23 protein-coding genes are annotated in these 19,284 nt (G+C 67.2%); 14 read left to right on the top strand and 9 right to left on the bottom strand.

Features of this window, described 5'->3' with window-relative positions:
- The first annotated feature begins 7 nt into the window (after positions 1-7).
- Positions 8-1,324, top strand: coding sequence for an MFS transporter (locus MTP13_RS00770; RefSeq protein WP_243569174.1), 1,317 nt, complete (start codon positions 8-10; stop codon positions 1,322-1,324).
- A gap of 34 nt (positions 1,325-1,358) precedes the next feature.
- Here MTP13_RS00770 and MTP13_RS00765 read toward each other — a convergent pair whose 3' ends face one another.
- Entirely contained in the window at positions 1,359-2,531 is a 1,173-nt protein-coding gene (locus MTP13_RS00765) for a DUF4303 domain-containing protein (protein WP_243569173.1), read from the bottom strand.
- Between the two features lie 148 nt (positions 2,532-2,679).
- Here MTP13_RS00765 and MTP13_RS00760 point away from each other — a divergent pair, with 148 nt between their 5' ends.
- From MTP13_RS00760 to MTP13_RS00735, 6 genes are all read left to right on the top strand, one after another.
- Positions 2,680-3,165 carry a hypothetical protein gene (locus MTP13_RS00760; RefSeq protein WP_243569172.1) on the top strand — a complete coding sequence of 162 codons (486 nt, stop codon included), beginning with the start codon at positions 2,680-2,682 and terminating at the stop codon, positions 3,163-3,165.
- Positions 3,166-3,840: 675 nt separating this feature from the next.
- The gene (locus MTP13_RS00755; protein ID WP_243569171.1) at positions 3,841-4,434 is read left to right on the top strand and encodes a hypothetical protein; all 594 of its coding nucleotides are present in this window, start codon (positions 3,841-3,843) and stop codon (positions 4,432-4,434) included.
- 51 nt (positions 4,435-4,485) lie between these two features.
- Positions 4,486-5,031, top strand: coding sequence for a hypothetical protein (locus MTP13_RS00750; protein WP_243569170.1), 546 nt, complete (start codon positions 4,486-4,488; stop codon positions 5,029-5,031).
- A 15-nt stretch (positions 5,032-5,046) separates the two neighbouring features.
- Positions 5,047-5,244, top strand: a complete 198-nt coding sequence (locus MTP13_RS00745; protein WP_243569169.1) for a hypothetical protein — start codon at positions 5,047-5,049, stop codon at positions 5,242-5,244.
- Positions 5,245-5,331: 87 nt separating this feature from the next.
- A complete protein-coding gene (locus MTP13_RS00740; protein ID WP_243569168.1) occupies positions 5,332-5,712 on the top strand; it encodes a DUF2510 domain-containing protein in 381 nt (126 codons plus the stop codon).
- A complete protein-coding gene (locus tag MTP13_RS00735; protein WP_243569167.1) occupies positions 5,709-6,566 on the top strand; it encodes a hypothetical protein in 858 nt (285 codons plus the stop codon). The genes MTP13_RS00740 and MTP13_RS00735 overlap by 4 nt, the downstream gene beginning before the upstream one ends.
- On the opposite strand, the gene MTP13_RS00730 is transcribed toward MTP13_RS00735, so the two are convergent.
- Positions 6,553-6,903 (bottom strand): hypothetical protein, encoded by a 351-nt coding sequence (locus MTP13_RS00730; protein ID WP_243569166.1) that lies wholly within the window; start codon positions 6,901-6,903, stop codon positions 6,553-6,555. The two genes, MTP13_RS00735 and MTP13_RS00730, sit on opposite strands and share 14 nt — an antisense overlap.
- Before the next feature lie 289 nt (positions 6,904-7,192).
- Between MTP13_RS00730 and MTP13_RS00725 the strand changes: the two genes are divergently transcribed.
- On the top strand, positions 7,193-8,350 hold the full coding sequence (locus MTP13_RS00725; protein WP_243569165.1) for a Cmx/CmrA family chloramphenicol efflux MFS transporter: 1,158 nt from the start codon (positions 7,193-7,195) through the stop codon (positions 8,348-8,350).
- A 76-nt stretch (positions 8,351-8,426) separates the two neighbouring features.
- Positions 8,427-9,203, top strand: a complete 777-nt coding sequence (locus MTP13_RS00720) for a type I restriction enzyme HsdR N-terminal domain-containing protein (RefSeq protein WP_243569164.1) — start codon at positions 8,427-8,429, stop codon at positions 9,201-9,203.
- A 74-nt stretch (positions 9,204-9,277) separates the two neighbouring features.
- Here the strand turns inward: MTP13_RS00720 and MTP13_RS00715 are convergent, their stop codons facing one another.
- Positions 9,278-9,511 (bottom strand): hypothetical protein, encoded by a 234-nt coding sequence (locus tag MTP13_RS00715; protein ID WP_243569163.1) that lies wholly within the window; start codon positions 9,509-9,511, stop codon positions 9,278-9,280.
- A 110-nt stretch (positions 9,512-9,621) separates the two neighbouring features.
- Here MTP13_RS00715 and MTP13_RS00710 point away from each other — a divergent pair, with 110 nt between their 5' ends.
- Positions 9,622-10,029 carry a VOC family protein gene (locus MTP13_RS00710; protein ID WP_243569162.1) on the top strand — a complete coding sequence of 136 codons (408 nt, stop codon included), beginning with the start codon at positions 9,622-9,624 and terminating at the stop codon, positions 10,027-10,029.
- 7 nt (positions 10,030-10,036) lie between these two features.
- On the opposite strand, the gene MTP13_RS00705 is transcribed toward MTP13_RS00710, so the two are convergent.
- On the bottom strand, positions 10,037-10,483 hold the full coding sequence (locus tag MTP13_RS00705; protein WP_243569161.1) for a DUF6993 domain-containing protein: 447 nt from the start codon (positions 10,481-10,483) through the stop codon (positions 10,037-10,039).
- Positions 10,484-11,064: 581 nt separating this feature from the next.
- On the opposite strand from MTP13_RS00705, the gene MTP13_RS00700 reads away from it, so the two are divergent.
- Positions 11,065-12,657, top strand: coding sequence for an ABC-F family ATP-binding cassette domain-containing protein (locus MTP13_RS00700; protein ID WP_243569160.1), 1,593 nt, complete (start codon positions 11,065-11,067; stop codon positions 12,655-12,657).
- 113 nt (positions 12,658-12,770) lie between these two features.
- Here the strand turns inward: MTP13_RS00700 and MTP13_RS00695 are convergent, their stop codons facing one another.
- Positions 12,771-12,956 carry a hypothetical protein gene (locus MTP13_RS00695; protein WP_243569159.1) on the bottom strand — a complete coding sequence of 62 codons (186 nt, stop codon included), beginning with the start codon at positions 12,954-12,956 and terminating at the stop codon, positions 12,771-12,773.
- A gap of 60 nt (positions 12,957-13,016) precedes the next feature.
- Positions 13,017-13,940 (bottom strand): EamA family transporter, encoded by a 924-nt coding sequence (locus MTP13_RS00690; protein WP_243569158.1) that lies wholly within the window; start codon positions 13,938-13,940, stop codon positions 13,017-13,019.
- 223 nt (positions 13,941-14,163) lie between these two features.
- On the opposite strand from MTP13_RS00690, the gene MTP13_RS00685 reads away from it, so the two are divergent.
- From MTP13_RS00685 to MTP13_RS00675, 3 genes are all read left to right on the top strand, one after another.
- Positions 14,164-15,096 (top strand): LysR family transcriptional regulator, encoded by a 933-nt coding sequence (locus tag MTP13_RS00685; RefSeq protein WP_243569157.1) that lies wholly within the window; start codon positions 14,164-14,166, stop codon positions 15,094-15,096.
- Between the two features lie 206 nt (positions 15,097-15,302).
- Positions 15,303-15,788, top strand: coding sequence for a TIR domain-containing protein (locus tag MTP13_RS00680; RefSeq protein WP_243569156.1), 486 nt, complete (start codon positions 15,303-15,305; stop codon positions 15,786-15,788).
- Positions 15,785-16,231 carry an HIT family protein gene (locus tag MTP13_RS00675; protein WP_243569155.1) on the top strand — a complete coding sequence of 149 codons (447 nt, stop codon included), beginning with the start codon at positions 15,785-15,787 and terminating at the stop codon, positions 16,229-16,231. Before MTP13_RS00680 ends, MTP13_RS00675 begins: the two co-directional genes overlap by 4 nt.
- Here the strand turns inward: MTP13_RS00675 and MTP13_RS00670 are convergent.
- From MTP13_RS00670 to MTP13_RS00660, 3 genes are all read right to left on the bottom strand, one after another.
- Positions 16,218-16,616 carry a hypothetical protein gene (locus tag MTP13_RS00670; RefSeq protein ID WP_243569154.1) on the bottom strand — a complete coding sequence of 133 codons (399 nt, stop codon included), beginning with the start codon at positions 16,614-16,616 and terminating at the stop codon, positions 16,218-16,220. The two genes, MTP13_RS00675 and MTP13_RS00670, sit on opposite strands and share 14 nt — an antisense overlap.
- A 59-nt stretch (positions 16,617-16,675) precedes the next feature.
- Positions 16,676-17,257, bottom strand: coding sequence for a hypothetical protein (locus tag MTP13_RS00665; RefSeq protein WP_243569153.1), 582 nt, complete (start codon positions 17,255-17,257; stop codon positions 16,676-16,678).
- A gap of 374 nt (positions 17,258-17,631) precedes the next feature.
- Positions 17,632-19,272 (bottom strand): DUF262 domain-containing protein, encoded by a 1,641-nt coding sequence (locus MTP13_RS00660; RefSeq protein ID WP_243569152.1) that lies wholly within the window; start codon positions 19,270-19,272, stop codon positions 17,632-17,634.
- Between the last annotated feature and the right edge of the window lie 12 nt (positions 19,273-19,284).

The following is a 19,284-nucleotide window of genomic DNA, read 5'->3' as shown; positions in this document are numbered from 1 at the left end:
CTCCGACATGACCGCCCCCACCACGGCCGCAGACGGCACGCAGCTCTCGATGACGACGAAGGACATGCGTCGCGTCATCGCCTCGAGCTTCATGGGCAGCATGATCGAGTTCTACGACTTCATCCTCTACGCGACCGCCGCGAGCCTCGTGTTCGGGCAGGTGTTCTTCGCGGGGCTCGGCCCGGGCTTCGCGACCTTCGCCTCGTTCGCGACCTTCGCCGTGGGCTACCTCGCCCGGCCGCTCGGCGGCATCATCTTCGGCCACTTCGGTGACACCCGGGGACGCAAACGAGTCCTCGTGCTCTCCATGCTGATGATGGGCGTCGCCTCGACGATCATGGGCCTGCTGCCGCCGACCGCCGCAGTCGGCGTCATCGCGCCCATCCTCCTCGTCCTGCTGCGCGTGGTGCAGGGCGTCGCCGTCGGCGGCGAGTGGGGCGGGGCCATCCTCGTCGCGCTCGAGCATGCGCCCCGCAACCGCCGCGGCCTCGCCGCCAGCTTCGCCAACGCGGGCGGCCCCGTGGGCGCCGTGCTCGCCACGCTCATGCTGAGCCTCTTCTCGCTGCTGCCCGAGGAGCAGTTCCTCAGCTGGGGGTGGCGTGTGCCGTTCCTCTTCAGCGTCGCCCTGCTCGCAGTCGGGCTCGTGATCCGGCTCCGCGTGGCCGAGACGCCGATGTTCCAGCAGCTCGAAGAGATCGGGGCGAAGCGCCGCGTGCCGATCGTCGAGGTGCTGCGGCACCACTGGCGTGCCGTGCTGATCGCGTTCGTGGCGGTGCTCTCGTTCACCACCTCCCAGGGGCTGATGACGGTGTGGGGCGTCTCCGAGGCGGTCACCGCCGGCGCGGACCCCACGGGCGTGCTGAACTGGAAGGCCGTCGCCGCGATCACGACCGTGGTCGTGTCGATCCTCGCGGCCCGGGCGAGCGACCGCCTCGGTCGTCGCACCGTCATCGTCGCCGGTTGCGTCGTCGGGATCGTGCTCGCCCTGCCGATCATCGGCCTGCTGCAGACCGGCACCGTGTGGGGCTTCGCGCTCGCGATCGTGCTCGGCAACGGGCTCGTGCAGGGGCTCGTCTACGGCCCGATCGCGGCGTTCGTGGCCGAGCAGTTCCCGACCTCGCTGCGGTTCTCCGGAGCGTCGGCGGCGTACCAGACGGCGTCCACGATCGGTGCGGGCTTCTCACCGCTCATCGCCACGAGCCTCGTGCTGGGGCTCGGCGCGACCTGGCCGGTCGCGGTGTTCTGGATGGTCGTGCTCGCCGCGAGCGCCGCCGCGGTGCTGCTCGCCCGGGAGAGCAAGGACGTCGACATCCACGCATCCTGACGACGGATGGCTCGATCGGCCCGCTCGACCGCGATCAGGCCGACCGCGCGTCTTCCAGCACCGTCCGTGCGTGCCGCCGCACCACCTCGAATGGGGAGTCGAGCGCCGCGCGGGCGGTGGCTGCCTCGCCGGGCTCGATGGTGCAGTAGCCGCTGCCGGGGCGGAGTTCGTCGAGCATCGCCTCGGCGAGCTCCGGGTGTTCGGCGAGGGCGGCCTCGAGCGGCGCGTAGTTGAGCGGCAGGTGCCGCACCGCACGGTCGCGGAACGAGGTGTACGGCGCGGCGAGCCCGCGCAGCAGCACGGTTCGAGGCAGCCGCTCGGCCTCGGCGAGCACGAGGTCGAGGCGGCCCAGTCGTGCGAGCGCGGCCGCCGCCCAGGCCCGGTCGGGCTCCGGCAGCTTCTTCGCGCGCAGGACCTTCGTGAGGGCGTCGATCGCGTCGTCACGGGGGATGCCGAGGTCCGCGAGCAGCTTCGCCCACTGCCAGCGGCGGTGCGAGCGGGGCATCCGCTCGAGCGCGACGTCGACGGATGCCTCGCCGAGCCCGCGCAGCAGGCGCTCCGCGTCCTCGGTGGAGACGACGCCAGGGGTGTACGCGTCGAGCAGCTCGCCGATGGCGGCGGCCCGCTCGGGCGCGGGGAGGGCCTCGAGACGTGCCAGCTCCTGCGCCTCTTCGCCGAGCTCGGGGAAGTGGCGTTCGAGCTCGGCCTTCGTGAGACTCAGCGGGAGGAGCTCCCACGCCTCGTCCATCGCCACGGCGAGGAACCCGGGGGCGACGGCGCCCTCGGCGCGCAGCCGCTTCTTCGCCTGCGTGGCCGCGTTCGCGAAGGCGCGGAGGAACCGCTCGTAGACCGACTCCCAGTGTGCGTCGTCGCCGGCGCGGGCGGCCGCCTCGGCGCGGGCCGCCCAGGCGTCGTCGGCCTCGCTCGGATCGAGCTGGAACGCCCAGTCGGCCGGGCTCCAGCGCAGCTCCGCGGGGCTGAAGCTCGAGCCTTCGGCCGCGGCGGCGAGTGATTCCTGGCTGCCGACCGCAAGCCCGGGCCACGCGATCACCCCGCCGGTCTCGCCGTAGAAGACATGGGACGCGACACCGTAGACGCGCTCGCCGGGGTGGTCCGCGAGGTAGGCGTGGACCGCCTCGGCATAGCGCTCCGCGATGTGCGCCTCGAGGGCGCGCCAGTCGGCGGCGGTCATGGCGTCGGGGCTCATATGCCGATCCTCGCATGCGCCTCCGACGAGTGGAAGGCGATCGCGGTTGGGGCCGCCCGGTCCCGGTTCGGCGACGATCGCGCATCGCTTCGACAACGGATGCCTCGCGCGCCCGGGCTGCGCCGCCTGGAGCTGGCAGGCTCGGGACATGCCCAGCAGACGATTCGGAATGGCGGGCGTCGCAACGCTCGCCGGCTGCCTCGTACTCGGCCTGAGCGGCTGCGCCGGGCCCGGCCTCGTCGCCTGCTCGGCCGTCGGGTACCTCTACGACGGCCCGGCGGTCATCGCCTTCGACCCGGCGCTGCCCGACGACGCGCTCGTCTCGGCCTGCTTCGGCGCCGGCTGCGCACCCTCGTCCGTCGAGCGCGGCGCCGAGCCGACCGTCGGCGAGACCATGCCCGGCGGTGTCTGGCGGGTGCCGCAGGCGGCGCCGTACCTCGGCGACGGCGTGTACGGAGATGGGACCGAGCGGTCGCTCCGCGTCGTCGTCGAGGCGGTCGACGGGACGGGCCTGGTCGACGGCGAGTTCGAGATCCCGGTGATTGTCGAGCGCACCGGCGTGCTCGGCGAATGCCCGGGGCCGTTCCGCTTCGAGACGCTCGTCGTCGGTGCGTCCGCGCCGCGGGTCGAGTAGGCGACGGTGTCGACGGCGTATTGCTACGCCGAAGTTGTTGTATCCGAAATGGCGCGGCCGCTGATCCTGAGACGTTGGCAACGCTCGTTTCAGATGCGTCCACGTTCCTCACGGCCGAGCGGGACTACTGGGAGTATCTGATGAAGTAGTGCGGAGCTCGGACATGAGTTGATGTGGAAACGAAGGAACAGCATGGGCAGAGCGTGGCCGGGGGCCTCGGAGGCGCGTACGAGCAAGCTGATTCCCCATTCGGTTGCGTTGGCGTGGATGTGCTCGATCGTTGGCGGGGTCGTTTCCGGCTTTCTTGCAGGCATCCAACTGCTCTTGCTGTTGCCGGAAGCTCGCTCAACGGAGGACGCAACGAAGTACGCGCTGCTTGGGACGCTCCTACTGATCTGGTTCTGTTGTGCGACGCTCGTAGCGGGGCGTTTCGCGCGACAAGGGAGTGGGTGGCCGCGGTGGATCATGTGCGCGCTTGCGATCAGCGCGGTCCCGCTGATGGTTGGGATGCCACTGGCGTGGCTCGTTTTCGCCGCAGTGTCGATCTCGGCTGCTGCTCTTTGGTCGCCGGCGGCGCGGGCATACGCTCGGGATCGGAGTAGGGGTTGATTATGGACTCAGCTCGGATAGACCTTTCGCAAGATGAAGCGCTGCTCTTGTCCGAATGGTTGGCGGATGAGTGAGGTTGCCCTCGTCGAGATGCCGTCGGCACGGCGGGCCGGTGTCCGTCGTGCGGTGTTCGCCGCGGCCGCGGGTCTGCTCATTGTGGGGGTGGGTTTCCCTGCGATCGTGGATGCCGTCGCGACCTCGCGGCTCGACCAATTGATCACGCTCGGCGCTTTGGCTGTTGGGATCGCTGCTGGCGGGTTCCTTCTGGCGAGCGTCATCGGCTACGCCGCGAGCCGGGGTGCGCGCAGGGCGGCTTCTCAGCTGCGGCAGCGTGGCCACGTCCGCGTTCACTGGGTGAGGATTGCGCCGGAGAACGTGATCGTTGCGCTGATCGTCCTGCCCGGAAGGCTCGAGTTCTGGTCCGATGTCGGCGACGGCCCGGTACCGGTCGCGGCGGTTGAGAACCTTGAAGGCGTGGAGCTCGGTTCACGCAGGATCGGCGGTTTCGCATACTACGCGCTCGCCGTGCGGGGAGCGGAGGGGGCGGTGACGTTCACTCTCGGCACGCCCAGCACGTGGGGAGTCGCCGAGGCGTCCCGCCAACGGCACCGCAGTCTCGGAGAGCTCATCTTGCACCCAGTCGAGGCAGTGCAGGGATGACTGATCGAAGGCCAAGGCCAAGGCCAAGGCCAAGGCGAGGGCGAGGACGCGATGACTGACGATCAGCACGTGCGCTGGCATCAACGCCTGTTGAGTGACCTCGTGCTGTGGGTGCCTGCGATGGCGACGTGGACGGTGGTGCTCTGGGACGGATTGATCCTGAGGCCCCTCGGCATCATCGACTCCGATCTCATCGTCGCCTACGAAAAGATCGCCCCCGCGTGGGGACATGGCGCGGTGTTGGCTGTCTGCGTCGTGCTCGGGCTCGTAGCGGGCAGCTACACCGGGTGGCGGGTTGGCACAGCGGCGACGTGGCGTCTCGATCGGCCATTCTCGCTCTGGCGAACGGCGACGTGGACGCTCCTGCTGTTCGGCATCAGCGGACTTCTGGCGGGAGTGACACCATCGACACTGTCGATCCGATTCGGCAAGATGATCCCGGGCTTCTACGACTCCGTCGAGTTCGATCAATCGCATGTCGCCCCCCGAACAGTGCTCTTCTTTCTCGCGCTCGGCACGGGGGCGTTGATGCTCCTGACGAATCGACTGGTCGTGCTCGGCCAGTACCGTCGCACTGAGTTGAAACACGTTCGATGACCGAGGAGGGCGACGATGCCGGTTGAAGCTCAGCTCTTCCTGTGTTTCTTCACCGCGATGATCGGCTTCGGCATCCTGGTCGTTCGCCTGTTCGTGATCGAACGGCTGCGGCTTGTCGCCAGCGGCCGCGAATCATCCGGCCTTCGCTGGGCGCGGCGGGCGCTCGACGTGATCGTCGCACAGGCGGTCGGTGAACTCGGCGCGTCGACATGACCAGACGTCGTGGGAAGATGTCCGAGGATCGGCGCTGTTGCCCACTGCCCGAGGTCATCCGTACCCACCGGAACGAAAGGCGCGGCGATGAGTGAGCTGCCAATCGGCCCGCCGCCCGGATGGTATGTCGATCCGCACGCCGACGACATGCTGCGATGGTGGGACGGTGAGGAATGGTCCGAGAGCGACTTCAAACTCAGGCCGCCGGCGTCGTCGCAGATTCGCCACGAACTTCGTCTCGGCCCGTTCGGGCGTCTCGGCTCGCTGGTGAACGCCGTCTTCTCGGGCATCTTGATGCTCGGGATGCTCTTCGCCGCACTCACGGTTGACTCGCATATTTGGATCGGAGTCGCGATCACCGCCTTCCTGTTCGTAGTGTTCGTCGCGGTCGCAGTGGTGGTTCGGGTCCTCGGTCACGTGCTGACCAATCCCGACGGCGTGGGCGACACGGCGGGTTGGCCGCAGTGAACACGGTGAACGCGGCGGGCCTTCGGTCGCCCGCACCTGCGCGACCATCCACCGTCCTCTGGGCGACGCTTCTGCTGTACGTGTGCGCGGGCCTGAGTCTCATCAACGCCGTCCCGCTGTTCCTGCCGGCCGCCTACGCAGGGCTTCCCGCCGAGGCCGTCGCGCCCGCTGCCGTGCTGCTCGCCCTCGTCTCTACTGGGGTCGTCGCAGTGCCGCTCCTCGCCGCGCTGGCAGTGCGGCGCCGGCGGCGGTGGCCACGGATCGTCGTCTCCGTGTACGCGGTCCTGGTGACCGTGTCGGCGCTCAGCGGGCCGGTCACGAACCTGCTGCTCGTCGGCGTTGCGGTCGCGGCGCTCGCCGCGGCGATCCTGCTGTGGATGCCGGCGTCGCGTGGCTTCACGGTGGCCGCTGCGACCGAACGCGCCGAGCGCGGGAAGGAGCGACGCGGGGTCTGGCGGCCGGTGCCTGCTGCGGCTGTCCCTGCATCGGCGGCGTGGGCGAGCGGGCTGGTGACGCTCGCTGGGGGCCTCTGGACCATCCCGGTGGGGCTCGTCGCGCTCGCCGCGGGGAGCGAGAACGGATTGTCGGCGGGCGAATGGCAGACCGTGCTGCTCACGGGAGCGTTCGCCGCCGCGCACGTCGCCGTCGCCTTCGCCTGCTGGCGCGGGCAGCCGTGGGCGTGGGGCGGCATCCCCGTGCTGCTCGTCGTCGCGGCCGTGGTCTCGATCCGTGTGACCCCGGTCGCACTCTTCGACGTCGCACTGCTCCTCCTGGCAGGCATCCTGCTGCTCACACGAGACGCACGCGCGTTCCTCGGGGCCGCCACGACCCGTCGAGCGTCTACGAGGTCGTGATCAGGAACAGCACGACCACGAACGGCACCAGCAGCACCCCCGCGATCGGGAGCGCGAGCGCCGCCAGCAGTTGAATGGCGGTGGGCTGAACTCGGCGGCGCAGGTTGACGATGCCGAAGATGGTCGCGGCGAGCAGGAACGCGACAGAGAACGCGTGCAGCGCGATGGCCGCGAAGGTGAGCGCGACGGCCGGCGGGGACCCCTGCTCGAGGAACGCGACCCCGAACCACGCGCCGAGGGCGACGAGCTCCGCCACGAGTCCGACGATGAGATACCGGAACGCGAGGCGCGGGTTCGGCGTCGCCGCTCGTCGGTCGTTGGTCGGTGAAACGCTCATCGTGGCCCCCAGCTCCTGCGTCGTCGTCCATGGTTCGCGACGCACGTGTCCCGGCACCCTATCAACCGGCGCACGCCGGCTCGTCGAGGCATCCACTAGCCTGGGCGGGTGAGTTCTCCCGAAGCATCCAGAGTCGAGCTGCCGGCCCGCCGGTAGCTCCAACCTCGATCGCGCCCGCTGAGCGGCGCGCGCTTCGCCGCATCGACCCCTCGATGCACGACGCCCTGGTTCGGGGCTCCGGTGTGCCGGTCCGTCATCGACCGACCGTCACCCTCATCGGAGATCACTCATGCCAATCCTCATCGTGCTGCTCGCCGTCGCGGTCTTCGCGCAGGGCACCTCGGAGTTCATGCTCGCCGGTCTCCTCCCGGCGATCGCCGCGGATCTCGACGTCACCGTGCCCGAAGCGGCGCTGCTCACCACCGCGTTCGCCGTCGGCATGGTCGTCGGCGCCCCGCTCATGGCGGTGCTCGCCCGCCGCTGGTCGCCGCGGATCGCACTCTCGGCGCTGCTCCTCGGCTTCCTCGCGATGCACGTCATCGGCGCCCTGACCGGCAGCTTCGGCGTGCTGCTCGCGACGCGCGTCGTCGCGGCGCTCTGCAACGCCGGCTTCCTCGCGGTGACGCTGTCGACCGTCTCGGCGCTCGTGCCGCCGCAGCGGCTCGCGCGTGCGCTCGCCGTGATCCTCGGCGGCACGACGCTCGCCCTCATCGTCGGGGTGCCCGCCGGCGCCGCGGTCGGCGCGCTGCTCGACTGGCGGGCGGCGCTCTGGGGAGTCGCGATCCTGTCACTCCCGGCGCTTGTCGGCGTAGCGCTCGCCGTGCCGACGCGGACGGATGCCTCGCCGGGATCCCGCGAGCAGGCACTCGCTGCGCCGCCGCTCCGGAGCGAGCTCGCCGAACTCCGCCGCCCGGCGCTGCTGCGCCCGCTCGTGCTCGGGGCGCTCGTGAACGGCGCGACGTTCTGCGCGTTCACCTTCCTGGCGCCGCTCGTGACCGAGCGCGCCGGACTCGACGGCGCGACGGTACCGATCGTGCTGGCCGTGTTCGGGCTCGGCGCGTTCCTCGGCGTGTGGGCGGCCGGGCGCTTCGGCGACCGGCACCCGCGAGGCATCCTGCGGTTCGCGGGCGTCGCACTGCTCGCCGGCTGGTGCGCCTTCGCGCTGCTCTCCGCGAACCCGGCCGCGCTGCTCGTGCTCACTTTCGTGCAGGGCGCGCTGTCGTTCGCGGTGGGCAGCACGCTCATCGCCGCGTCGATGCGCGTCGCGACCGGGGCGCCGACCATGGCGGGCTCCTACGCGACGGCGTCGCTCAATGTCGGAGCGGCCGTCGGGCCGGTGCTCGGCGGCGCGGGCTACGCGGGCGCGTTCGGCGCGGTCGGGCCGCTGCTCGTCAGCGCCGGGTTGGTCGCGCTCGCCGGCGTCGTCGCGGCGGTGCGGCGGGGATGAGTCATTCGGAGGGGGTCACCCCAGTTTTGGGGTGACCCCCTCCCGTGATGCGTGGGCGGACCTTTGGGACGCTGGCATGGTGTCGATCGTCGGCGCAATGACGCACCACACGAGGGAACCCATGAGTGACGCCCAGCCCGCCCCCAAGAAGACCGCCGGCCCGAAGTGGGAGACGGACGCCCGCGACGAGATTCGCGGTGCGCTGCGGAAATTCCAGCGTCCGCTGCAGGACCTGGTCGACCGGGATGCGAACGAGGGCGACACCCGTCTGCTCGTGACGGACTTCCTCTGCATGGCCCTCGGGTACGACAAATACGAGGACCTCACGACCGAGTATGCGGTTCGTGGGGAGTTCGCCGACTACGGCGTGCGTATCGACAAACAGCTCATCGCGTTCATCGAGGTGAAGCGTGCAGCCCAGCAGCTGAACGCTCGACACCTTCGACAGGTCGAGACGTACGCCGTCAAGGAAGGTCTCGAGTGGATCATCCTGACCAACGGGCAGCGCTGGCAGGCATACCACGTCACAGTGGCGACAGGTCAGCAGGTGGCGACCAACCTGGCGCTCGACGTCGACCTCCTGGCCGATGAGCCGGCGCCGAAGAAGATCGAGCGACTGTTTCATCTGCATCGATCCGCGCTCAAGCGTGGCACGATCGACGAACTCTGGAAGCGTCAGGCGGCAACGTCGCCCCAAGCGCTGGCCGAGGTGCTGCAGTCGTCATCCGTGCTCGACGCGGTTCGCAAGGAGATTCGGCGGCAGAGCGGCTTCAACGCCGAGGTCAGCGACCTCGAAGAGATTCTGCGGGCGGGTGTCATCAAACCCGATCTGCTGATCCAAGCCGGGAAGTAGATGCGGCTGCGCGCTCGTCAGCGAGCCGGAGCCGGAGACCGCGTCGCTGACGAGCGAGCCGCGAACTGCTCGGCTCAGATGAACCAGACCTGGAACATCCACTTCCGCTTCGCGTCCTGGTAGTGGCACGGCGTGTACGCCGTGCGCGTGTGGCCGGTGGCCGCGATGCGCTGGAACGCGTAGGTGCGCTCCGACAGGCAGCGCTGCTTCGTCGGGTAGTTGCTGTACGTCTGCATCTGCTCATACACCGCGTTCGCGGGTGCGGCGGTGGCGAGGGCCGCCGTCTTCGTGCGGATGGAGGTGCGCATCGTGTTCCCTTCGATCGTGCGTGCGGCCAAGCTATCCCCGTGCTCGCCGTGGGGGAATGGGCAGCCCTGCCCATCCGGGAGCGTCGCCGGCATCCGTCAGACTGGTGCGCATGCCAGTTTTCGATCACCTCGGGGTCTCCGTCGCCGACCTCCGCCGCGGCATCGACCAGTTCGACGCCGTGCTCACCGCCCTCGGCTTCGAGAAGGGCGGCGAGCACCACGACTCGGCCGCCTGGTGGAAGGAGGGCGAGACGGAGTTCATCGTCTTCGCCGCGCGCGAGCCCGACTCCGGCCCGCACGAGCACGGTCGCGTCGGCTGGCAGCACCTCGCCTTCGCGGTCGACTCCCGCGACGAGGTCGACCGGCTGCACGCGGTCGCGACGGATGCCGGGTGGAGCGTCGTGCGCGAGCCGAAGCTGTACCCCCGCTTCAACGAGCGCTACTACGCTTCGTTCCTCGAGGACGACAACGGCATCCGCATCGAGTTCATGCACAACCCGCCCCGCGACGCGGGGTAGCCGGCCATCAGCGCTCTGCGCTGACGAGGCACTTGCCGCCGACGAGTGGCGCCTCGGCGCTCAGATAGCGAGACTTCTCAGGATCGGTCTCCAACGGGCGGAACTGCCCGATGAGACAGCCAGTATCGAACCTCAGCGCCCAGAAATAGGCATCAACGGGCTTGCCCTCTGTGGTGAGGTCCGTGCCGAACTCAAGGCGCTCGTCGGTTGCGCCTGCTGTTCGCAGCGCGTCGACAAAATCTGAGGTCGTTGGGGCAGCCCCGCGGACGATGACTTCTTCGGCAATGGCATTGAAAGCGTCGAGGTTCTCGGCAGGTTGCGCGCTGAGCTCGAGGACCACCGAAGGCGGCAGCATCGACGGCGCGGTGGCCGCTGGCGATGTCGTCGAAGGTGTCGGCGCAACTGTGGCGACGCAGCCCGAGAGCGTGACTGCCGCGAGAAGAGTCACGAGCACCGTACCTGGCTTGAGGCGAAGGGGCTTGGCCGGACGGTTCGGGAGCGGGCAGCGAGGGCGCAGTGTCACGGCACCCAGATTCGAGTGTCCAGCAGCCAGCCGCCCTGGCTGGCGTAATACTTCGTGCAGCCCTGCAAGATCGTGTAGCCGGCTTGCTGATGAGCGCGCATTTCCGTGATGCATGCCGAGCGGGGCGCAGAGTAGCCGCCCGAGTAGGACCAGTACGCGAACGCGGGGGTTGCCGCTGAACCAATGGCGAGCGCAATCCCGGCAGCAGCACCAGCGAGCGCAACGCGAGAACCTTTCGTATTCACCTCTGCTCCGATCGACGGCATTCCGGGGCCAGCCCTGGGCAGTTCTGGCCCTCATTTGGGTGATGCTTCCAACTATGAATCTGCCTGAAAAGGTAGAAGGACTACAGTCTCCTTTTAATGCGGTAATTACGCTAGGGTCTTGTACTACCGAGGTTTTTATAGCCGACTTAATTGGCGTCGCCGCCCGTGCACAGGCGGGCTCGGTAGAGTCGACTGGCGGCTCGAGGCATCCGTCTCGCCGCTCCCGACCCCGACGCGAGGACACCCGTGAGCCTGATCCGCCTGAACGACGTCAGCATGGACTACGACGGGCGACCGGTGCTCAAAGAGGCGTTCCTGAAGCTGCGCAAGGGCGACCGCGTCGGCCTCATCGGCAAGAACGGCACGGGCAAGTCGACGTTCCTCGAGATCGTGCTCGGCCGGCGCGAGCCCACGGGCGGCACGGTCGACGTCACGCAGGGCACGACGATCGGCTACTTCTCGCAGTTCTCGGAGCTCGACGGCGAGCGCAGCGTGCAGCAGACGCTGAGCGACCACTTCACCGAGGTGCACGAGACGCAGGCGCGGCTCGACGAGATCGGCGCGCAGCTCGCGGAGCCGATGGACGCCTCGGCCATGGACAAGCTCCTCACCGAGCAGGGTGCGCTGTTCGAGCGGATGGACGCCGTCGGCGGCTGGACCTACGAGACCACGATCGACACGGTGCTCACCCGGCTCGGCTTCGACGAGGAGCGCCGGCACCTGCCCGTCGATCGGCTTTCGGGCGGATGGCGCAACCGCGCCGCGCTCGCGCTGATCCTCGTGCAGGCACCCGATGTGCTGCTGCTCGACGAGCCGACGAACTTCCTCGACCTCGACGGGGTGAAGTGGGTCGAGAACTGGTTGCAGGGCTTCGCCGGGGCGGTGCTCGTGGTGTCGCACGACCGGCAGTTCCTCGACGGCGTCGTCGACCGCATCATCGAGATCGAGAACTACCGCCTGCAGGAGTACGAGGGCGACTACTCGGCGTACGTGCACGCGAAGCAGTCCCGGCTGAAGATGCTCGAGAAGCAGTTCGCGCACGAGGAGGAGCTGCTCGCCTACGAGCAGGCCGCGGCATCCGCTCGTCGCGAAGCGGCGCGCAACCCCTCGAACGCCGTCGCGCGTCGACTGGCCGACATCAAGAAGCGGCAGGCGCCGCGCCCCATCGACCAGATCATCACCTCGATCTACGACGGGTTGAAGGTGTCGAACGACCTGCTCACCGTCACCGGGCTGTCGAAGTCGTTCGGCGGCGCGCCCGTGTTCGACGGGCTCAGCTTCGACCTGCAGCGCGGCGACCGGGTCGCGGTGATCGGGCCGAACGGATCCGGCAAGTCGACCCTGCTCGACGTGCTCACCGGGGTGACGTCGCCCGACGCGGGCACCGTGCGCTGGGCGAAGGGCGCCCGCTTCGTGTCGTACAACCAGGTGTACGCCGAGCTCGACCTGACCGACACCGTCGGGCACGCGGTGAACGCGTACCCCGACTCGCTCGCGTTCACGGCGACGAAGAAGAGCGTGGCGCGGTTCCTCGCGATGCTGCAGTTCTCCGACGCGGACCTGCAGCAGAAGATCGGCACCCTTTCGGGCGGCCAGCGGGCGCGCGTCGCAATCGCCCAGTGCCTGCTCTCAGGCGCCGCGGTGATCGTGCTCGACGAGCCCACCAACCACCTCGACATCACTTCGACGCAGGTGATGGAGCGGGCGCTGACGCACTTCCCCGGCGCCGTCGTCGTGGTCTCGCACGACCGCTTCTTCGTCGACAAGCTCGCCGACCGGCTGCTGTCCTTCGAGGGCGACGGCCGCGTCGTCGAGAAGCCGGCGACCGGGGCGCTCTGAGCGCTGCCGCCTTCCGACGCGGACCGGCTCGGCCCGTGCCGAACCGCGCGGCGCGGGAGACGAACGATTTCGTGTCGGTGATTTGTGGCGTTGCGGCGTTGTGACAGCGTGCGCTAAAAGGTCGTCGGACGGGTCTCGTCGCGCCGTGAACTGAGCATCCTGAGACCGGGCACGAGGAGCGTGACGCCGATCCCTGCCAGCAGCAGCGCGCCCATGAGGACGTACGGGCCCCCATGCTCGGCAAGCGGAATCCGTTCGAGCGCCCAGATGGCGAGCACAATGGCGGCGGAGCCGAGCATGACGACCAGTCCGCCCAGCCATGGTCTCCAACGCCCTCGGCTCACAGCACGAATGTAGCGTCAGCTCCGCAGACTCGCGACGGGTGGAGCGGATGCCTCGACCGAGGCATCCCGCCGCCGTGCCGGCGCGTTCGCGATGAAGACGCCGGCGACGAGCGCCGCGCCGCCGACCGTCTCCCAGACGTTCGGCACCTGCCCGAGCAGCAGCGCGGCCGACGCCATCGCGACGACCGGCGCGAGCAGCACCCACGGCACGACCGAGGCGGCGCGGTTGCGCGCGAGCAGGGCGTTGAAGATCGCGTAGCCGATGAGCGTGCAGAGCCCGGCGGTGTAGAGCGTCGAGAGGATCGGTCGCCAGCCGAACGCGGCGAGGCCCGTGATGATCGCGTCGGGCCCCTCGATGAGCGCCGACAGCCCGAGCGCCGGCAGCGGCACCACGAGCGACGACCACACCGTGAGCGACAGGGCTCCGAGGGGCTTCGCGGGGGCGACCGGTCCCGCCTGGCGCGAGATGACGTTGCCGATCGCCCACGAGAGGGCGGCGAGCAGGGCGAGCACGACGGCGAGAGCCGGGGCATCCCCGCCGCGTCCGAGCGCGACGACCCCCAACCCGACGGTGCCCACGAGCACGCCGATCGTCTGCATCCGCGTCGGCCGCTCGCGGAGCGCGAGCGCCGCGACCACGATCGTGAGCACGACGTGCGCCTGCAGCAGCAGCGCGGCGATGCCCGGCTGCAGGCCGAGCGCCATCGAGGTGTAGAGCAGGGCGAACTGGCCGAGGCTCATGAAGAGGCCGACGCCGACGATCGTCTTCCAGCTCGCGAGCGGGCGCGGCACGACGACGACCGCGAGGGCGACGACGGCGAAGCGGATCGCGACGAACAGCAGCGGCGGGATGCCGGTCATGCCCCAGTCGATGACGACGAAGTTGAAGCCCCACATCGTCGCCACGAGGGCGGCCAGCAGCATGTCTCGTCGCGTCATGCTTCCACTTCAGCGCGAGGCATCCGGAAACACCAGCGATGGTTTCTGCGGATGATTCGGTAGCGTTCGTGCATGGTCAGCAGGGGCGCGCCGCATTTTCGCGTTCTCCGTTCTCTAGATGGAGGAGATTCGTTCCAGGTCACGGTCATGGAACGAATCTCTTCCATTCGGCGATCGGAAGCCGTGGTGACGAGTCGGATGAACGATTCGGTAGCATCCGTGCATGATCGATCTCGAAGCCGTGGTCGCGCTGCGCGCCGTGGCCACCAACGGCAGCGTCGCGGCGGCCGCCGACGCGCTCGGCTTCACGCCATCCGCGGTGTCGCAGCAGATCAAGCGGCTCGAGCGCGGCACACGCGTCGCCCTGCTCGAGCGGGCGGGGCGCGGCGTGGTGCTGACGGATGCCGGTCGCCAGCTCGTGACCTCGTCGGCGACGGTGCTCGCCGAGCTGGAGCGGATCGAGGCCGACCTTCACCTCGCGGGCGGTCCCGCCGCCGATCGCGGACCCGTCGTCGGCGAGGTGCGCATCGGCGTGTTCTCGACGGCGGTGCGCGGGCTGCTCGTCGACGTGCTGCCGAAGCTGCGGGCGGAGCATCCCGAGCTTCGCGTTCCCCTGCGCGAGAGCGAGCCGTGGGAGACGATCGCGCTCGTCGCGTCGGGGCAGCGCGACCTCGGCATCGTGCACCGCTGGGGCGGTGTCGCGCTCGCGATGCCCGATCACCTGGTCGAGACGCCGCTGTTCACGGATGTCGCGGACGTGATCCTGCGCCGCGACCACCCGCTGGCCGGCGCTCCTGCGCTGACCCCTGCCGACCTGGCCGACGAGGACTGGATCGCGACCTTCGACTCGACCATCTGCCGCCAGTGGCTGCGGCGGCTGTTCGACGGCGTCTCGAACGCGCCCCGCATCGTGCACGAGTCGATGGAGTTCGAGAACCACCTGGAGCTCGTGCGCGCCGGACTCGGGGTCGCGCTGGTGCCGCGGATGGGGCGGCCGCCGCTGCATCCGGACCTCGTTGCGATCCCGACTGCGCAGCCCGCGTCGACCAGGGGAGTGTCGGCCGTGCACCGGCGGAGCCAGGCGGACTCGCCGGCGCTGCAGGTGGTGCTGGATGCGGTGCGCGAGGCGGGCGAGGGACGCGTGTCGAGCAAGTAGTCTGACGCGTCGCCCTGGGTGGCTAACGACAAGCGCTAGTTCGCGTGCGATTTGCCGATGCGCATATGGCTCCGAACTATCAGGTTTCCGCCTGGCCACTCGGCGCCATCTCGCGTCATTCCACCGCCGCCCCCAAGATGTCAGTCGCTCCCGGTACCGTGGACGTGAGTTCTCGCACCGATTGCACGTACCCGAAGGGATCACGAATGGCCAGGTCCGTCTTCTACAGCTTCCACTACAGCCGCGACGCGTGGCGGGTACAGCAGGTGATCAACATCGGAATGCTCGACGGGCAGCCGATCCTCAACGCACAGAAATGGGAAGAAGTTCAGCGCAAGGGCGAAGCCGCAATCCAGGCCTGGATCGACCAGCAGATGTCCTACAAGAAGGCCGTCATCGTGTTGGTCGGCGCACAGACCGCTTCACGTCAGTGGGTGCAGTACGAGATCACCAAGGCATGGAACGCCAAGAAGCCGATCCTCGGAGTTCGCATCCATGGACTCGCTGACAGCACCGGCCGAACGGACAGCGCTGGAGCCAACCCCTTCGAGAACGTCGCGCTGCAGGGTGGCGGGACCGTGGCAGACTATGTGCCGCTGTTCACCCCGTCGGGTCTGACCAGCCAACAGGTGCACGCGAGCATCAAGGCCAACCTTGCGTCATGGGTGGATAGGGCCTACCAGCGCTCATGAGCGACACGCGCAACGATTGCCCATTCTGCGAGATTGTCGTGAACGAGGATTCCGACGCTCGAGAGATCTACCGCGACGCGGAAACAATCGCCTTCTTTCCAACCGAGCCGGCAATCCTTGGACACACGATGGTCATCCCGAGGCGCCACGTCCCCGATATCTGGGAGCTCGACGAGAACACTGCAGCCCGTCTCGCCAGCACAACCCTGGCGATCGCTTCGGCGATCAGAGACACTATCAAGCCCGACGGGCTAAACGTGATTCAATCCAACGGAGCTGCAGCAAGCCAGACAGTGATGCACGTCCACGTCCACGTGGTCCCCCGGTGGGAAAACGACCGGATCGGTCGCATCTGGCCGCCCGAGAGTGACTACAGCGAAGCGCAAAAAGACGTCGCATGGGAAGCTCTGCGCGGAGCAGTGCGCAAGCTCAAAACCAAATAATCCAACTTAGGAGAATCAGCCCCGCAATGAAGATCACCCCGTAGTAGTTGCGTACCGACCAGGACCACATCACATCGGCCATGGTGAGGGTCTTGCGTGCACTCTTTTCGAGAGTCTTGCAGTACCCGTCTGCATTCATGTCGAACACCTCGACCGCGTCGGCAGCTGCTGCCCGGAAAAGCCTCCTGTACTTGCGTTCCTCCAGCAAATACCGGGAGTCGAGCGCTGCGAACACCAGGACGGCTCCGATGCCGAGGATCGATACCGGAATCGACTGCTTCGTGCCTGCGTACCCGTACGTCGCTACAGCGATTGTCAATGCCCACCCCTTGGTGACCGCCGACGATGAGGCCATCCTCGCGATCACAGACTGGATGAAGTCCAAGTGCTTCCGCCGGTCCTCAGCAGACGGAACCGCGGGAGTGTCAGCTCGTTTCGGCCACATCAGAACGTGCTCCTCCAAGCGGCGCCACCACGTGCCTGCACCAGATCGTGGAGCGACTTCCTCAGGATCCGTCCGTTCTCGCGCTGCGTAACCTCAGGGGCGCCCGTGGACGTTCGCTCGATCTTTGGATAGATGCCGAGATACTCTTGACCGACGCTCTGACCAGCGAAGTCGACTAGCTGCATGATCGCTACCGCCTCGGGGCCTTTGTGACCATCGAAGAACCCGAGTTCCCATGGCATCCACTTGGAGGCGGTCGAGGCGGGTGTGGCTGCATACACCAATGAACTGCACTGGATCATCCGCCCGCGCAGCTGTGCTGCCGTCGCCCTCGTTACGTGCGAACGATCCAGCTGAGGGTCGTCGATCCAGTCGACGTACACACGCTTACCGGTCCGCTGAAGGATCTCACGGACGCCCAAGATCAGCTCCGCGTCGCGGAGGCTGTGGCTGAGGAATATGTCGTACCTTCCCTCTGCATTCGCCACTGATTTTCGAAGAACCTCCCGTGCTCCGCCGAACTGATACTGGGCTCTAGCTACACCGGCATTGCGAGCCTCTGAAACCGTGAACTGCGGCATCAACCCTCCAGATAGTCCAGCGCCGGATGATGCACGCCGGCAACGACGTCGCCGAGTCTATGTGCAGCCACCGTCATCGCTGCGAGCTCGTCGCCGCTTGCGCTGCGAAGCGACCCTCGATGTCGAAGAGCGGCTACAAACCCCTGCAGCCAACTGCTCGCACTGCAGGGCGCAACCGAGTCGACTACGGCTGAGCTGGCGGAGAACGAGTGCGTCGTGACGGTTGGCTCGATGATCTGCTGACACAGGTTGCTGCCGCTGTTCGACGGGGTCCTGTGCGCCTCGCTACGTGCTCGATTCTCGTGACGTTGTCAGATCACGTGACTTCAGGTTGACCTGAACCTCCCCGACCCGGCCAGCGCTGCCGATGGTTTCTAGCCGGGCCAGGCCATTGGGGCCAGTTTCGCGAGTGCTGCCATCCGCCGATCGACATCAGCTTTCGTCCAAGATTCCTCCGTCGCCAATTCGTTGGTGACATGGAACGTGGAGCGGCTGTATACGGCGGTCTTCTCATGAAACGGTCGGTCCTCGAGGTCCTTGTTGAGTGTCTTCTCCAAGAGCGCCATGTTCCCAAGGGTCTCGACGTATCCAAGCTTGACTTCATTTGACTTGGCCTCGGTACGAGGCATGAGGTGCTCTAGCGTCACAGTTCGGCTAGCCCAGTCCGGGAGTCCATCGAGCGGCTCTGAAGACCGAGTTCTGTGAGCTCGCTCGAGCATCGCAAGGAGGTACTTGGCGCGCGGGATCGATACATTGCCGTATCTGCGGAAGTCTGCAACGAACTCCGGATCTTCAACGACAATCGCTCCTAGGAGCCCTTTCACGTCGTCTTGGTTCTTCGCCCGGCCTTCACTGACCTGTTTTGCAGCGTTGCTGAATGCCTGCTCGGCTACGGACCCGCCCAGGCGTCCGCCGAAGAGCGCTCGTATGGACCAGTTCGTCACCTTGATGAATAGACGGGCGGCTCGAATTCGATCGTCCTTCCAAGTTGCGAACGCTGCGAGGATCAAGGGGTAGCTGCTCTCGAGACCAAATCGGCGCAGGGCGAGTACGGAGTCGCGCATGTCGAAGTCGAGCGACTCCCAAAGAGCGTTGTCGACGTCCTTGAGCGCGAGGTATACGCCGCGAGCCTCATCGAGACGTTGGATATAGATCTTCGCTTTGGAGGGGCCTGTGCCGATGTCGTCTTGCATGGCCTTGTAGAGGTTTCGTGCGGTCACATGTCCATTCCTGGACATGTAGTCGTATCGAATGAACTTGACAAACTCTTCGGGCCTGTCGAACTCAGCGCTTACCTTCGTCCATACGGCCTGGACATAGTTGAAGTTCTGCTTCGCTTGACTGAAGAGATAGTTCTTGAGCAGATCTGCGGTTGTTAGATCGGCGCCGCGATCATTGAGAGTCTCGAAGATCACGTAAGCCTCAGGAAGATCTGAGGCGACTGCAACCAAGACCTGAACTGAATCATCAAGCTGGGTCGTGATGTTGATGAGCTTCCGGTAGTCCTTCTCGGTCGGGGCGAGTTCTTTAAGGTACGAAACGGCTTGGCGATACGCATCGGCTAGGCGAGACTCTCCCGCTTCTGGTAGCGGGCTGCGTGCTAGCAGCAAGTCATAGACAGGCTGGTCATCTGGGTTGAGAACAATGCGTTCGACGAGTTCTTCGGCTTCCAGGTCGTAACCCCGAAGGTAGGTCTCATCGACGTGCGCAGCGGCCTTGTCCTTTTTGAAGTCGCGGAGGCAATCCCTTATCGCGATGAGCAGGATAGCCGTAGTCGTCAATCGCTGCTGGCCGTCCACAATTTGCTGGCGCGAGTTCCCCTCATCGTTCGCAAAAACGACGGTTCCGAGAAAGTAAGGGGCACCCTTGTGTCGAGCGGTTTCAAGATCAGTGAGGAAATCTGCCACATTGCCCTCGTCCCAAGAATAGCTTCGCTGAAATGGCGGGACTTCGAGGAGCCGGTCCGCAAGTAGATGGCTTATTCGGTCGTGGTCGAACTGCGTTGTATCCGCCATTAGGTCGTTAGC

This window comes from Agromyces soli, from assembly GCF_022811605.1.
GTDB classification, from domain to species: domain Bacteria; phylum Actinomycetota; class Actinomycetes; order Actinomycetales; family Microbacteriaceae; genus Agromyces; species Agromyces soli.
This window is presented reverse-complemented; position numbering and strand designations above follow the sequence as displayed.

Excerpts from the sequence above, each read along its gene's own strand:
- MTP13_RS00770 (WP_243569174.1), top strand. The coding sequence starts at position 8 with ATGACCGCCCCCACCACGGCCGCAGACGGCACGCAGCTCTCGATGACG.
- MTP13_RS00765 (WP_243569173.1), bottom strand. The coding sequence starts at position 2,531 with ATGAGCCCCGACGCCATGACCGCCGCCGACTGGCGCGCCCTCGAGGCG.
- MTP13_RS00760 (WP_243569172.1), top strand. The coding sequence starts at position 2,680 with ATGCCCAGCAGACGATTCGGAATGGCGGGCGTCGCAACGCTCGCCGGC.
- MTP13_RS00755 (WP_243569171.1), top strand. The coding sequence starts at position 3,841 with ATGAGTGAGGTTGCCCTCGTCGAGATGCCGTCGGCACGGCGGGCCGGT.
- MTP13_RS00750 (WP_243569170.1), top strand. The coding sequence starts at position 4,486 with ATGACTGACGATCAGCACGTGCGCTGGCATCAACGCCTGTTGAGTGAC.
- MTP13_RS00745 (WP_243569169.1), top strand. The coding sequence starts at position 5,047 with ATGCCGGTTGAAGCTCAGCTCTTCCTGTGTTTCTTCACCGCGATGATC.
- MTP13_RS00740 (WP_243569168.1), top strand. The coding sequence starts at position 5,332 with ATGAGTGAGCTGCCAATCGGCCCGCCGCCCGGATGGTATGTCGATCCG.
- MTP13_RS00730 (WP_243569166.1), bottom strand. The coding sequence starts at position 6,903 with ATGAGCGTTTCACCGACCAACGACCGACGAGCGGCGACGCCGAACCCG.
- MTP13_RS00725 (WP_243569165.1), top strand. The coding sequence starts at position 7,193 with ATGCCAATCCTCATCGTGCTGCTCGCCGTCGCGGTCTTCGCGCAGGGC.
- MTP13_RS00720 (WP_243569164.1), top strand. The coding sequence starts at position 8,427 with ATGGTGTCGATCGTCGGCGCAATGACGCACCACACGAGGGAACCCATG.
- MTP13_RS00715 (WP_243569163.1), bottom strand. The coding sequence starts at position 9,511 with ATGCGCACCTCCATCCGCACGAAGACGGCGGCCCTCGCCACCGCCGCA.
- MTP13_RS00710 (WP_243569162.1), top strand. The coding sequence starts at position 9,622 with ATGCCAGTTTTCGATCACCTCGGGGTCTCCGTCGCCGACCTCCGCCGC.
- MTP13_RS00695 (WP_243569159.1), bottom strand. The coding sequence starts at position 12,956 with ATGCTCGGCTCCGCCGCCATTGTGCTCGCCATCTGGGCGCTCGAACGG.
- MTP13_RS00690 (WP_243569158.1), bottom strand. The coding sequence starts at position 13,940 with ATGACGCGACGAGACATGCTGCTGGCCGCCCTCGTGGCGACGATGTGG.
- MTP13_RS00685 (WP_243569157.1), top strand. The coding sequence starts at position 14,164 with ATGATCGATCTCGAAGCCGTGGTCGCGCTGCGCGCCGTGGCCACCAAC.
- MTP13_RS00680 (WP_243569156.1), top strand. The coding sequence starts at position 15,303 with ATGGCCAGGTCCGTCTTCTACAGCTTCCACTACAGCCGCGACGCGTGG.
- MTP13_RS00675 (WP_243569155.1), top strand. The coding sequence starts at position 15,785 with ATGAGCGACACGCGCAACGATTGCCCATTCTGCGAGATTGTCGTGAAC.
- MTP13_RS00665 (WP_243569153.1), bottom strand. The coding sequence starts at position 17,257 with ATGCCGCAGTTCACGGTTTCAGAGGCTCGCAATGCCGGTGTAGCTAGA.
- MTP13_RS00660 (WP_243569152.1), bottom strand. The coding sequence starts at position 19,272 with ATGGCGGATACAACGCAGTTCGACCACGACCGAATAAGCCATCTACTT.